Source organism: Synechococcus sp. H55.9 (assembly GCF_047462355.1).
Classification (GTDB): domain Bacteria; phylum Cyanobacteriota; class Cyanobacteriia; order Thermostichales; family Thermostichaceae; genus Thermostichus.
Genome location: NZ_JANSJB010000028.1, coordinates 9,882 through 22,876, shown reverse-complemented (window position 1 = coordinate 22,876; position 12,995 = coordinate 9,882). Strand labels below are relative to the sequence as shown.

10 protein-coding genes are annotated in these 12,995 nt (G+C 63.9%); 2 read left to right on the top strand and 8 right to left on the bottom strand.

Going from position 1 to position 12,995, the window contains the following annotated elements:
* Positions 1–1,097 (bottom strand): sensor histidine kinase (locus NW857_RS05580; RefSeq protein WP_414368231.1); only part of this gene is annotated, 1,097 nt, incomplete at its 3' end.
* A gap of 21 nt (positions 1,098–1,118) precedes the next feature.
* On the bottom strand, positions 1,119–1,808 hold the full coding sequence (gene rppA / locus NW857_RS05575; RefSeq protein ID WP_414332354.1) for a two-component system response regulator RppA: 690 nt from the start codon (positions 1,806–1,808) through the stop codon (positions 1,119–1,121).
* Positions 1,809–1,886: 78 nt separating this feature from the next.
* Here rppA and NW857_RS05570 point away from each other — a divergent pair, with 78 nt between their 5' ends.
* Positions 1,887–2,297, top strand: a complete 411-nt coding sequence (locus NW857_RS05570) for a hypothetical protein (RefSeq protein WP_414332352.1) — start codon at positions 1,887–1,889, stop codon at positions 2,295–2,297.
* A gap of 66 nt (positions 2,298–2,363) precedes the next feature.
* Here NW857_RS05570 and NW857_RS05565 read toward each other — a convergent pair whose 3' ends face one another.
* From NW857_RS05565 to NW857_RS05545, 5 genes are read right to left on the bottom strand one after another with little or no spacing between them, the layout of a single operon-like run.
* Positions 2,364–3,230 (bottom strand): ABC transporter substrate-binding protein, encoded by an 867-nt coding sequence (locus NW857_RS05565; RefSeq protein WP_414332350.1) that lies wholly within the window; start codon positions 3,228–3,230, stop codon positions 2,364–2,366.
* 18 nt (positions 3,231–3,248) lie between these two features.
* A complete protein-coding gene (locus NW857_RS05560; RefSeq protein WP_414368229.1) occupies positions 3,249–4,538 on the bottom strand; it encodes an energy transducer TonB in 1,290 nt (429 codons plus the stop codon).
* Between the two features lie 40 nt (positions 4,539–4,578).
* The gene (locus NW857_RS05555) at positions 4,579–6,999 is read right to left on the bottom strand and encodes a TonB-dependent hemoglobin/transferrin/lactoferrin family receptor (protein WP_414368226.1); all 2,421 of its coding nucleotides are present in this window, start codon (positions 6,997–6,999) and stop codon (positions 4,579–4,581) included.
* Between the two features lie 35 nt (positions 7,000–7,034).
* Positions 7,035–7,880, bottom strand: a complete 846-nt coding sequence (locus tag NW857_RS05550; RefSeq protein ID WP_414348831.1) for an ABC transporter ATP-binding protein — start codon at positions 7,878–7,880, stop codon at positions 7,035–7,037.
* Positions 7,877–8,920, bottom strand: a complete 1,044-nt coding sequence (locus NW857_RS05545; protein ID WP_414332342.1) for a FecCD family ABC transporter permease — start codon at positions 8,918–8,920, stop codon at positions 7,877–7,879. The genes NW857_RS05550 and NW857_RS05545 overlap by 4 nt, the downstream gene beginning before the upstream one ends.
* A gap of 377 nt (positions 8,921–9,297) precedes the next feature.
* Here NW857_RS05545 and mutS point away from each other — a divergent pair, with 377 nt between their 5' ends.
* Positions 9,298–11,979 carry a DNA mismatch repair protein MutS gene (gene mutS / locus NW857_RS05540; protein WP_414332340.1) on the top strand — a complete coding sequence of 894 codons (2,682 nt, stop codon included), beginning with the start codon at positions 9,298–9,300 and terminating at the stop codon, positions 11,977–11,979.
* 2 nt (positions 11,980–11,981) lie between these two features.
* Here mutS and NW857_RS05535 read toward each other — a convergent pair whose 3' ends face one another.
* Positions 11,982–12,527, bottom strand: a complete 546-nt coding sequence (locus tag NW857_RS05535) for a cofactor assembly of complex C subunit B (protein ID WP_414332338.1) — start codon at positions 12,525–12,527, stop codon at positions 11,982–11,984.
* Positions 12,528–12,995 lie beyond the last annotated feature (468 nt).

The window sequence follows — 12,995 nt, the reverse complement described above, 5'->3', positions numbered from 1 at the left end:
CGCAGCAGAGCCGCTTCCCCGCGCACCCGCCATTTCCCAGCAGGCCCCGGCAGGTCGCATTGCCAGCGAAGCCCCAGGGACTCCGCTTGGGGCCGGTATTGTTCGCCCAGCTCCTGCACCAGCTCCCGCAAATCCACCAGGGGCAGATCCTCCCAAGGCAGGGATCCCTGCTGGCGGGCCAACTGCAGCAACGTATCGATTAACCCGCTGAGGCGGCGGGCGCTGCTCACCACTTTTTCCAAACGGGGTTGTGCTTCTTCCGGGGCAAGCAGAGCCATCTGGGCATTGCTCATCAGGGCGGCCAGGGGGGCGCGCAACTCGTGGGCAGCATCGGCGGTAAAGCGCTGCAACTGCTCGTAGGAGCGGCGAATCGGCTGCATGGCCAGCCCCCCCAAGATCCAGCCGGCCCCGCCGATCAACCCCAGCGTCAGCGGGATCCCGATCCCCAGCCCCCAGCGCAGCCGGCCCAAGCTCAGTTGCAGCGGCTCCAGGGGCACCGCCAGTTGCAAGTAGCCCAGGATCTGCTCCTCCTGTTGCACCGGCAGGGTGAGCTGGCGCAGCAGCCTGCCCCCTTCCTCCGCCACCGTCTCAAACCCCAAGGACAGGTGGTGGGGAGAGCCAGCCAACAGCTCCAGCGGAGGGGGGGATCCCGTGTATTGGCGCAGGGATCCCAGCGGCTCTGCCCCACCGGGCTCGGCGGCATCGAACCAGCGCACGTAGGCCAGGTGATGCTCGAGGGGCTGGGTTTTGCTCCCCAAGAAAGGCACTTCGTTCAAGACCAGCCGCCACTGCCCCTGGCGCAGCTCATACTTGATGGCGGCTGCCATAATCCGGGCTTGACCCTGCAGCTCCTCGTCAAAAGCCTGCAACCGGTTCTCCACTTCCAAGCGGTAAAAGAGGGCGGCAAACACCACCAGGATCCCGCCCATCACCCCGGCAAAGCTGCGGGCCAAGCGACGGCGGCTGTGCTGAAACAGCCCTGCCTCTTCTGTCGCGGCTTTCCGGCTCAGGTGCTGCTGAAGAGTTGGCCTCAGAGAAGCCCAGTCCCAGCCCAGCCGCGGGAGAGAATGCTTTGGCCCGGCTCTTTTGGCCTCCATGCCACCCCTAAGGAACTGCTTCTATGGGTCTGCTGCCGGGGAGGGGATGCGCAGCCGGTACCCCTGGCCATACACCGACTCCAGCCAATCCTGGGCCTCCACCTCCTTTAACCGTAACCGCAACCGCCGCACCAGCGCCGCCACGGCATTGCTTTCCGGCTCACAGCCCCACTCCCACACCGCCTGTTCGATCTGGCCGCGACTGAGCACCTGGTTGGGATGGCGCATCAGGTATTCCATCAACTGAAACTCTTTGCCCGAAAGCTGCACTTGCCGCCCCTGCCGCTCCAGGATGAGGCTGGCCAGATGCAACTGCAAGGATCCGAGGCTGAGGCTGTCGCCTTGCCATTGGGGGGAACGGCGCCCCAACGCCCGCACCCGCGCCAGCAGCTCTAGGAGATCCACCGGCTTGACCAGGTAGTCGTCTGCCCCCGCATCCAACCCCTGCACGATGTCCGATGTGGCATCCTTGGCGGTTAACATCAGCACCGGTGCGCATCCCCCCAAGCGGCGGTACTGTCGACAGAGTTGGATCCCACTGGATCCTGGCAGCATCCAATCCAAGATGAGGAGATCGTAGGCTTTCTCCTCCATCAGCCAAGCGGCCGTCTCCCCTTCGCTGGCGCAGTCCACCACATGGCCGCACTTGGCCAAAGCAGCCTGCAAAGGCTCCAACTGCTCCGGGTCGTCTTCCACCAACAAAATGCGCATGTCCCGCTTGCTACCCACCGATCCCACTCTGCCAGGCTAGGATGGCGGAGAAAAGCTGTTTCCCGGATCCCTCAAGGCATGGCGAACCTCTTCAAGCTTCTTCAGTCGCGTAAGCGGCGCGGAGCGCTCTGGCCCAGCTTGGGGGCCGACTTCTGGCTGGTCTTGCCCCTGGCCGGGATCCTGTTTGGGGTGGGTGGAGAATGGGTGACCGGCCAAGTGCTGAGCCGTCCCCGCCCGCAGGCGCAGCCTTTGGCCATTCGCAGCCAGCAGCAAGCCATCCTAACCCTGGATATTCTCTCCATCCAAGCGGAGATCCGCCGCTCCCGTGGCTACACTAAGGTGGAGGTGACGACCACCAATCCCCATTTGCGCAAGCTGGAATTTGAATTTCCGGAGCTGGATCCGAATCGGGTGGCTGCCCAGATTGCCCAAGAGCTGGGCCTCAGCTCCGATCAGGTGCAGCGCCTCACCCGCTACAGCTTGGACTAGAAAGGTATTTCAACAATAATTTTTTAATTTTTCAAGCAAAAAGGCCATCTCCCGCGTTCCCTTGGGTCAGCCCTCCAAAAAAACGCGGGCCAACTGCTCGCAGGCCGCTCTAATTTTCTCTAGGTTGCCGGGGTTGACCAAGCCGTAGTAGTCAAATCCATAGACCCTCTGGGTTTGAACGGCTTTCAACTGGTTCCAAAAGGGGCGGGCACGGAAAAACGCCAAGGGATCCGCCGCCTCCGGGTTGACCACCAACAAAACCTCGGGGTTGGCTTCCAGGATGCGCTCTGCCGCAAGGGTGACATAGCCGCGAAATTGCCCTTGGCTTTGCAGGGCAGCCGTTAGGTTGTCGGCGCCAAAGCGCTCCAGCAGATCCCCGGCCCAGCTTTGCCGGTTGGGAGCAAGAATCGGCTGGGTGCCGACCAAAAGCAGGGTTTTGGGGCGAACCGGGGGCAGCTCCTGGGGCAAAAGCGATCCGTACTCCCGCAGCAAGGGATCCGGATCCACTCCCACAGCCGCAGCCAGAGTGGCGATGGTTGCTTCCAGGGCAGCCCAACTGTCCACCTGCGTGAGATAGGTGGGGATCCCCAATGCCTGCAATCGTTCTGCCAGAGCCGTGTGCAAGCCACTGGCCCCCACCACCCAGTCCGGTTGCAGGGCCACGATTGGCTCCAGGTTAGGTTGGTTGCCCAGCCCCAGCCGAGTTATGCCCTGAAAGCGGGGATCCGCCTCCAACAAGCGCCCGGCCGGGATCCCCACCAGTTTGTCCGGGGCCAGGCGATAGAGAATATCGGCGGTCAAGGAGGTGAGGCTGGCCACTCGCCGAACCGGAGCTGGCGGGATCTGGCTTTGGGCCTGGCGACCCATCCCCCAGACCCCCAGGCTGGCCAGGCCAAGGACAAAAAGTTGACGGCGAGAAAGAGAAGACGGCATGGACAATCTCCAAAACAGTCAATTGAGGGTAAATTGAATCGGCACCGTTACCCACGACTCAATCGGGGTGTTGTTCCTCAAGGCGGGGCTAAATTGCCAGCGTTGCACCGCCTCTTGTGCGGCCCTGTCCAGGGCCGGGAAGCCGCTGGAAGAGAGGATCTCCACCTGCTGCACCTGCCCTTGGGCATCCACCCTGGCCCGCAACAGCACTTGGCCTTGCTGGCCGAGGCGGCGGGCTTGGGGAGGGTACTGTGGCGGCGGGTTGCGACCCGGAATGGGGCGGGCCAGGATGTCCGGATTGGCAGCCACTGCTGCAGGCGAGGAGGTAGGAGAGGAAGCCTCCCCAGCCCCTTCTCCTGCTGTCGGCGCAGACCCCTGCGCCTGGGATCCACCGAGGCCAGCAACGACACCCCTCCCAGGAGCGCTGGATTCGGATCCCTTGCTCCCGGCAGTGCCCCCGCCACCCGAACGGATCCCTTGGATGAGGGGGGTGAAGCGGGGAATGGGAGCGCTCGTAGCAGCCCCAGAGGGCGGCCTGTTGGCCACAGGTGCGGCCGTGGGGGTAGCCACCGGAGTTGGAGGGGGCTGCTGCGGTGAGGGGGTGACCGTCGGTGTTGGGGAGGGCGGCGGAGGGGTTGGGGCGGCCATCGGCGTGGGTGTAGGGGTCGGCCCCAGCTTCGCCGTGGGAACAGGCGTGGGGGGCGGCGTTGGCAAGGTTGTCAGTGAAGAAGCTTGAATCTGCTGGGGTGCAGGATCGGGCGGGAGTGGGGCAGCCGCAGGGGGGGATTCCGAGGCCGGCTGGGTCGGCTCCTCCGCTGGGTCAGGCAGAGCTGATTCTGCAGCCGCCTCAAGCTGGGCCGGCGGGGGATCCTCCAGCCACAGCGTGACCGGGATCCGCACTTCGGGTTCTCTCAGAGGTCGGGATCCCCACCCCAGCAGCCCCAACAGATGCAAAAGCAGCGAGAGCAAAGTCTCCCAGCGCAGCGGGCGGAGCTCCCGACTTTGCCCAGGCAATTCAGGGAGATCCTCCAGCGAGGTGCAGGCAACCGAGAGAGCAAGGGAGCAATAGCCCGCCAGCAGGGCCGCCCTGAGCAGCTTCTCGCCCCAGCCAATCCAGCGCAGCCCCTCAGAGCTCTGGCCCCGCGCCACCCCCCACAGGCCCAGCTCCAGCCAGGCCAGACCCACCCCGTAGGCCATGCCTGCCTGCTGCCAATACCCCATCTGCAGGCGCCACAAAAGCCGAGGGTGGGAGCCCCTCTGCAAAGAAGCGGATCCCCGGTCGGTGCGAGTGGGGGGTTTGGCGAGCATGGCTCGGGGCTATCTCGATGGGCACGTCTGGCGGGGAGTCCTAGAAGCGGCTGGAGAAGCTGAGGGCCACATGGCGCCCCGGCTGGGCCCGCCGCTCCACTTCAGGGCCAACAAAGAGGGTGCGGGTTTCGGAGTAGAGAAAATACCGCTCGTCGAAGAGGTTGAACACCCCGAAATTGAGCTGCCAGTTGTCGTCTAGGTTGTAGTAGCCCAGCAGATCCACCACCGTATAGCCGCTGGGCACAAAGGGAATCTGCGGGGGAGCGTTGGGGTTGGGTCGCACCACCTCCCGCTGCGGATCCCGCGGATCCGCCACCAGCGTGGCCACCAACCTCGCCCCCCACACCTGGCTGGGATCGTCGTAGTGCAGCCCCAGCACCGCCGTCAGCGGCTCGATTGAAAGCAGGGGCTTGTTTTCTGTAAGATTGTCCCCCACCGCCCAGGCAAAGCTGCCGTTTAGGCTCCAACCGGTTAGGTCGGGGCTAAAGAAATATTGTCCTGTCGCCTCTACGCCATAGATACGGGCGCGGCTGACGTTTTGGCTCTGGAACAGGATGACCGGCGGGGGCGGCGGGCTACCGGGGGGGCCGGGGGGTGAGGGCTCGGATCCCACCTCCCGGAATGCCTCGATAAAGTCGTTGTAGGTGTTGTAGTAGGCCGCCAAGCTGAAGCTGGCCTGCGGGTAGATCCCTCGCAAACCCACTTCAAAGCCCTGGCTGGTTTCCGGGCGCAAGTTGGGGTTGGAGAGGGTGCGATAGCGGAAAACCGGGCTGACCAGGTTGGTAAAGCCGCTGTTGATCTCGTTGTATTGGGGAGCGCGAAAGCCGGTGTTGTACTGGGCCGTAAAGGTGAGGTTGGGGTTAATCCTCCACACTAGGCCCAGCTTGGGGGAGACGGCATCGGCAAAGAGGCTGGCCGCTTCTGACCCGCTTTTCAAGAAAGCTTCATCGGGGCTGGGGGTGAGGTTGTAGGTGTCGTAGCGGATGCCGGGGATCAGAGTCAAGTTGCCGCCGCCAAAGTCGATCTCATCCTGCACATACAGCCCAAAGCGCACGGTGTCCGAGTCGGGAAAATCTTTGGTGGGAAAGGTATCTGGGGGAATGTTTTGGGTTACTGCTCCAGTTTGCAGATTGGTCTGAAAACGGTTGCGAGGTCGCTCGTTGCGGGTGGTGGAGATCTCCATCCCATACACCAGGCGGTGGGAGAGATCCCCGGCTTGGAAGCGGCTTTGGGCCTGCAGGCTGGCTCCCAAAATGTTGCTGACCAGCTCGTTGAAGGTATCCCGCCGCACCGGTACGGGTCGGCCTTGCACCGTGAGGGTGCGCTCCTCTACACTGGGCTCGCGGGTGCGGGCGGGCTGGTAGTAGATCTGGACAGTGGCCAGCTCAAAAGCGGGATTCTCTGGGTTGGCGTAGCGATACTCCAAACTGAGGCGGCTGCGCTCGGTGTCGATGGTTTCCCTAAATAAGCTGACGGCGGGATCCAGGTTGCGCCGCGAGAACGTGGTGGTGGTGCGGCTGTTGAAGTACTCGCCGGTCAAGGTGAGGCTTTCCAAGGGGCTGAAGCGGTAAACCAGCTTGGCCAAAACGTTGTCCCCCTCCACCGTTTGCCGATCTTTGAAACTGGGATCCGCCTTGATATCCGGCTCCCTGGCGTCGCGGCGGGTGTAGATGAGCAGGGCTTCCAGGTTCCCCTGGCGGCCCGCCAAGCTGAGGGTGTTGACAAAGCCTTGGTTTTTGCTGTCGTACTGGCTGGAGAGGCCCACATGGCTGTCCCGTTCCCCCAGCAGATCCACTGGATCTAGAGTAGTGTAGGTTACCACGCCCCCCAGGGCATCGCTGCCGTAGAGGGTGGAAGCAGGGCCGCGGATGATCTCCACCGTCTTCAGGGTCTCCAGCTCAAAGGTGTCCCGCCCGATGTTGAAGGGGCCAAAGGAAAACTGCTCCGGCTGCCGGATCCCGTCCACTTGGATCAGCACCCGGTTGGCGTCAAGGCCGCGGATGTTGAAGTCTTGCAGTCCATAGCGGACATTTCGCCGCACGCTCACCCCCGGCTCGTAGCGCACCAGATCCTGGATGTTCTGGATGAGCTCCCGCCGCAGGCGCTCCCGGTCGATGACGGTGATGCTGGCCGGCGAGTCGGCCAGGGTGCGCTCCGTGCGGGTGCCGGTGACTGTAACCTGCTGCAGGTTGAAGACAGGGGTGCCCTGCTGCAACACCTGCAGATCCGCTTGCAGCCGCTCCACTTCCGCCTGATCCCCCCGCCGACGGGCAGCTTCGATCTGGGCTTCTAGCTCGCGAATCTGCTCTTGGATGGTGGTGGCCCCCCGAGGGGTGGCCTGGGCCAGCAAAGGAGTCTCAGGAATCCGAGCCGCGGGTTGCGCCTGGGCCAGGGATCCCCAACTCAGCCCCAGACACAGCCCCAAACTCACTGCCTTCCAGCCACAGCCGGTTACTCGCATAACTTCTCACTCTCCCAAAAACCACCAGAAACAAGTCAAACCTTCGCCTCAACACCCTTTCCTCCCAGCCAGAGGGGCCTTGCCGGGTCTGCGCTGCGCAAGGGGCAAAGCTGGAGCCCCACCGGCGTTGGGATCCACTCCACCTCTAGGCCAAACACCTGCCGCACCCTCTCAGCAGTCAAGGCCGCCTGCGGGGATCCCAGGGCCTGCAACTGGCCGGATCCCAGCAGAGCCACCCGCCGGCTGTAGCGAATGGCCAGGTTTAGATCGTGCAGCACGCTAACCACCGTCAGCCCCTGCTCCTGCTGCAGCCGTCGCAACAGCTCCAGCAGCTCCAGTTGGTGGCGCAGATCCAAAAACGTGGTGGGCTCGTCCAACAGCAGCACCTGCGGCTCCTGCACCAGGGCTAGCGCCAGAAAGGCCCGTTGCCGCTCGCCGCCGGAGAGCGTTTCCACCCGCCGCAGGGCCAGGGATCCCAGTCCCGTCTGCTCCAGCGCCCATTCCACCCGCTGCTGATCTGCCCGCGGCAACTGCCACGCCCACCAGGGCTGGTGAGGAGAACGCCCCAAGCTCACCAGTTGCCGCACCGTCAGCCCTGTCGGGATCCGCGGCTGCTGGGGCAAAAGGGCCAACTGCCGCGCCACCTGTTGCGGGCTGAGCTGGGTGTGCAGATCCCGACCGTCCAAAAGTACGCGCCCCGCCTGCGGAACCAACACTCGGCTGAGTAGCCGCAGCAGGGTCGATTTGCCTGAGCCATTGGGGCCGACAATGCTCAGCCAGTCCCCCGCCTGCAGGCTGAAGCTCACCTGCCGGATTACCTGATGCGAGCCATAGCCCCCGCTCAGCGCCTCGGCCTGCAAAATCGGCCGGCCCGCCCTCATTGCCCCGCCTCCTGCTGCCGCAGCAGCCAGCCGAAAAACGGCGCCCCCATCAACGCCGTGACGATCCCCACCGGCAGCTCTACAGCCCCCAGCCGGGCGAGGAGATCGGCGCCGCTTAACAGAGCCGCCCCCGCCAAGGCAGAAAGGGGCAACAGCCAGCGGTGATCCGATCCCACCCCCTGGCGCACCATGTGGGGCACCACCAACCCCACAAAGCCGATCAACCCCCCCACGCTGACGACTGCCGCCGCCAACAAAGCCGCCACCAAGCCGATGGTCACCCGCGTCCGCACCAACGGGATCCCCAAGCTCACCGCCATCTCTTCTCCTAGGCCCAGCAGGTTCAAAGCCCGCGCCTGCGCCCAGCCCAGCCCCAGCCCGACCAGGATATACACCCCGGCCACCCGCACCTCCGGCCAACCCCGCCCGCTCAGGCTGCCGATCAACCACGTCAGGGCCACCTGGACCCGCTCATCGGCCAGGAGCAACAAAGCAGAGCTGATCGCCCCAAAGAGGGCGCTGACAGCCACTCCCGCCAGGATCAGCCGTTCCACCGCCAGCCCGGAGCGGGTGCGCGCCAGCCCATACACCAACACCGTAGTCAGCACGCCGCCCACCCAAGCTGCCAAGGGCACCCAAGCCGTCCACTCCCCCCAGGTGAGCAGCGCTACGGCCGCCAGGCCCGCCCCCGCCGAGATGCCCAGCAGGTAGGGATCCGCCAGCCCATTGCCCAACATCCCCTGCAACAGGGCCCCCGCCATCCCCAAGGCTGCCCCTAGCAACTGGGCCAAAAGCGCCCGCGGCAGCCGCAACTGCCAGACAATGGTCTGCCGGATCGGATCCCCTTGCCCCCACAGGGCCTGCCACAGCTCCGAAAAAGTTATGGGAACGGATCCCAAGGCAATTGAGATCCAAAGCAGCAAGAGGATGACACCCAGTAGCAAAACCATCAAGCCGACCGGCGAGCGGATCCGCCTGGCCTGCCCCCAGCGGGTCTCCGGGTCAACTCCTGATGACAGACGCTCTTGCTTGGCCAACATCGCAAACCTCTGGACTTTTAAGAGGGGGAGATCCCCAAGACAAGACAGCCCCAGCCGGCTCGCCAGCGCACCCAGACCCACCCCGGCGCAGCCCTAACCTGCCGAGCTTCTTAGCTTGTTGAGACTTAGATTCAATAAAAACGTAGCTGTCAGAATAACAGGCTTTCTTGGCTATTGCAAGTTAGTTTTAATAAGTCTTCGACCCCCTTTGAGCCAAGGGGAGATGGATCGGCACTCCCAGCCGCCTAGGCCGGCTTGTTCCCCGAAACCAAAGTCTGCCTTCACTGAGCTGCCCAAGGAGAGGGGGAAGATCCCCAATAAAATGGCCGAAGCCGGCTAGCTTGGGTTGGACAGAGCCGTCTTGAAGTATTGGCGCTATGACTTCTTCCGCTGCCCCTGAGCCCACCTGGGATGCCCTGCAGGTGGATCCCGCCCTGCTCACCCCCATGATGCAGCACTACGTAGAGCTAAAGCGGCAATACCCGCACGCCATCCTGCTCTACCGCCTGGGGGATTTCTACGAGATGTTTTTCCAGGACGCGCAACTGGTGTCGCGGGAGCTGGAGCTGGTGCTCACCGGGCGAGAGGCGGGGGCCATCGGGCGGGTGCCCATGTGCGGGATCCCTTACCACGCCTTTGACCGCTATGCCGCCCAGTTGGTGGCCAAAGGGTATGCCCTGGCCGTCTGCGACCAGATGGAGCCGGCGGATCAAGCCAAAGGCTTGGTGCGGCGGGAAGTGACGCGGGTGATCACCCCCGGCACGGTCATCGAGGAGGAGCTGCTGCAGGCGCGGCAAAACAACTACCTGGCGGCCATTGTCCGCCTGCGAGGCTCCAAGCAAACCGCCTGGGGCCTGGCCTATGCCGACATTTCCACCGGCGAGTTCTGGGTCTGCCAGAGTGAGGGGCAAGAGCAGCTAGAACAGGAGCTGGCCCGGCTGCAGCCGGCGGAGATCCTGCTGCCCACCGAAGAGGGGCTGGGCCTGGGCCTGATGCGGCCTGGGGATCCCCAAGCCCCCCTGGGCCTACCCGGCCAGTACGCCTATACCCTGCGCCCGGCGGAGCCCTTTGAGCTAGCGGTGGCGCGGGACAACCTACTGCAGACCTATGGCCTGCGCTCCCTGGAGGGCTTGGGCTGCGAGGGGCTGCCGCTGGCCATTCGGGCGGCAGGGGGATTGCTCCACTATCTGGAAGAGACGCAAAAGAATCTGGTGCAGCCCTCTCCCCAAGGGGGCCATCCGCTTCTGCGCCCGCCCCGCACCTACCAGCTCACCGACTACCTAATATTGGACGCCCAAACCCGCCGCAACCTGGAGCTGACCCAGACCATCCGCGAGGGGGCCTTTGTCGGATCCCTGCTCTGGGTCTTGGATCACAGCCGCACCGCCATGGGCGGGCGCACCCTGCGCCGCTGGCTGCTGCAGCCTTTGCGGGATCGAGAGCAAATCCGCCTTCGCCAGGACACCATCCAGGAGCTCTTGGAAAACCCCTCCCTGCGCACCCGCCTGGGATCCCTGCTGGACTCTCTCTACGATCTGGAGCGGCTGGCCAACCGCGTCGCCTCCGGCACTGCCAACCCGCGCGAGCTGGTGGCCCTGGGATCCTCCCTGGGCAAACTGCCCCAACTGGCCGAGCTGGTGGCCGAAGCCCAAACTCCCCTCCTGCAGAGCCTACAGCAGGTGGATCCCGCTCTGGTTGACCTGGGCCGGCGCATCGAGCACACCCTCTTGCCCTCGCCCCCGCCCATTCTCACCGAAGGGGGGCTGATCCGGCCTGGGGTGGATGCTGAGCTGGACAGGCTGCGGCAGCAGGTGGAGCAAGACCGCCAATGGATTGCCCAGTTGGAGAAAACCGAGCGCGAGCGCACCGGCATCCCCACCCTCAAAGTGGGCTTCAACAAGGCCTTTGGCTACTACCTCAGCATCAGCCGCGCCAAGGCGCAGCAGGTGCCCAAGGAGTACATCCGCAAGCAGACGCTAACCAACGAAGAGCGCTTCATCACCCCCGAGCTCAAAGAAAAAGAAGCCCGCATCCTCACCGCCCAAACCGACATCAACCAGCGGGAGTACGAGCTGTTTGTGCAGTTGCGCCAAGAGGCGGGATCCCAAGCTGCCGCCATCCGCCAGGTGGCCCAGACCCTGGCCGCCGTCGATGCTCTGTTTGGCCTAGCCGAGGTGGCCGTGCAGCAGGGCTACACCCGCCCGGTGATCACTGCAGATCGCCGTTTAATCATCGAAGAGGGTCGCCACCCGGTGGTGGAGAAATCTTTGCCCCAGGGCCTGTTTGTCCCCAACTCGGTGCGGCTGGGATCCCCCCACGGCCCGGATCTCATCGTCCTCACCGGCCCCAACATGTCCGGCAAGTCCACCTACTTGCGCCAGATTGGGCTGATCCAGATCCTGGCCCAGATGGGCAGCTTTGTCCCGGCGCGGCGGGCGGAGCTGGGCCTGTGCGACCGCGTGTTTACCCGCATCGGCGCCGTGGATGACCTGGCCACGGGACAGTCCACCTTCATGGTGGAGATGAACGAGACGGCCAACATCCTCAACCACGCCGGCGAGCGCTCCCTGGTGCTCTTGGACGAGATTGGCCGCGGCACCGCCACCTTTGACGGCCTCTCTATTGCCTGGGCGGTAGCGGAGTACCTGGCCACCCAGGTGCGCGCCCGCACGATCTTTGCCACCCACTACCACGAGCTCAACCAACTGGAGACGCTGCTGCCCAACGTGGCCAACTTCCAGGTGGTGGTCAAAGAGCTCCGGGATCGCATCATCTTTTTGCACCAGGTGCAGCCGGGGGGAGCCGACCGCTCCTACGGCATCGAGGTGGGGCGCATGGCCGGCCTGCCCCAGCCGGTGATCGAGCGGGCCCAACAGGTGCTGGCCCTGGTGGAACAACACAGCCGCATCGGCCTGGGCCTGCGCAACCAAGGGAAAAGCCGCCTCTCCGCCAAGAAAAAACAGGCTGAACAAGACTCTGAGACCGATGGGATCGTCGCTCCCGCCCAAGGGGATCAACTGTCCTTGCTTCCGGCTCCCCCCTTTCCCAAGGAGCTCTAGGTCTATCCCCGCTCCAGATCCCGTTCTTGCAGCCCCAAGGTAATGGCCAGCACCTCCAGCTCATCCCGGTGCCCCTCCACCCACAGCAGGGATCCGGGGGGCGAGTCCGCCGCTTGCAACCTCAGGCGGATCTGCTCCGGGCGGTGGCTGCGCCGCCAGTAGTACCAGCCCGCCCAAGGAGAGACCAACAGCAGTGTCCAGGGCCAGGCTCCCCAGTCCGGCTCCAGCACCTGCAGCACCAAAGCCAGACAGGCCAGCCCCGCCCCCGCCAGCCCCGTCAAAAAAACGGCCAACCCGGTGCTGGCCCGCGCCTGCCCCGCAAAGGTGGCGATCCCCTCCGCATCGGCAGACTGCAAGCAATAGGCCCGCTCTTCCAGGTGCTTTCGGAGAAGGGATCCCATTTCCTCCAGGCTGCGACTGCTAAAATAGAGACGAGCTTCAACGCGGTCTTTGCCAGAGGCTCGCAGAAAAAAGAATAAGCCGATGGCCAGCAGCACCGTCAGCGCCAAGATTGAAACTCTTTCCCCGGTCAGCGTGGCGTCTGGCATCGCAAAGGCGATCCCAAGCATCTGAGCAGCGCCCATCCTGCCAGGAGTCAGTAGGTTCGGTAAATCTAACTTTTCGGGGAGCTTCTCCGCCAGCAAGCCGAATAGAATATGTGAACGGGAACGGCTCATCCGATCACTTAACAGATGACTTAAAACATTGCTTCTCAAGTTTAGACCCTCTAGACCTTGAGGATGGATGGGTTGCCGGCTTCGCCGGCAGAGACTGTCCCGAGGGCAGTGCGCTTTTCGGCAGTAGCGGTGGCAATTGAGCTGGGGGAGCTCTACGCTGGATCTCATGCGTTTAAGCCGAGAAATGCAACTATAATTAAGTTATGATAAGGGGCTCACGCTCCGCCCATTGGGTGGCCCCTCCACCACTTCAGCTTTTCTCTGTGAAGTATGGGCATGAAGTCGGGCTGAGGGCAGTGTTTCATCCGTTTGGATGATGATAGCGCGAAGCCCTCGGTA

What these genes read in the sequence shown, in the direction of transcription:
- rppA (WP_414332354.1), bottom strand. Translation starts at nt 1,808, where the DNA reads ATGCGCATTTTGTTGGTGGAAGACGACCCGGAGCAGTTGGAGCCTTTG.
- NW857_RS05555 (WP_414368226.1), bottom strand. Translation starts at nt 6,999, where the DNA reads ATGCGAGTAACCGGCTGTGGCTGGAAGGCAGTGAGTTTGGGGCTGTGT.
- mutS (WP_414332340.1), top strand. Translation starts at nt 9,298, where the DNA reads ATGACTTCTTCCGCTGCCCCTGAGCCCACCTGGGATGCCCTGCAGGTG.
- NW857_RS05535 (WP_414332338.1), bottom strand. Translation starts at nt 12,527, where the DNA reads ATGCCAGACGCCACGCTGACCGGGGAAAGAGTTTCAATCTTGGCGCTG.
- NW857_RS05550 (WP_414348831.1), bottom strand. Translation starts at nt 7,880, where the DNA reads ATGAGGGCGGGCCGGCCGATTTTGCAGGCCGAGGCGCTGAGCGGGGGC.
- NW857_RS05560 (WP_414368229.1), bottom strand. Translation starts at nt 4,538, where the DNA reads ATGCTCGCCAAACCCCCCACTCGCACCGACCGGGGATCCGCTTCTTTG.
- NW857_RS05545 (WP_414332342.1), bottom strand. Translation starts at nt 8,920, where the DNA reads ATGTTGGCCAAGCAAGAGCGTCTGTCATCAGGAGTTGACCCGGAGACC.
- NW857_RS05565 (WP_414332350.1), bottom strand. Translation starts at nt 3,230, where the DNA reads ATGCCGTCTTCTCTTTCTCGCCGTCAACTTTTTGTCCTTGGCCTGGCC.
- NW857_RS05570 (WP_414332352.1), top strand. Translation starts at nt 1,887, where the DNA reads ATGGCGAACCTCTTCAAGCTTCTTCAGTCGCGTAAGCGGCGCGGAGCG.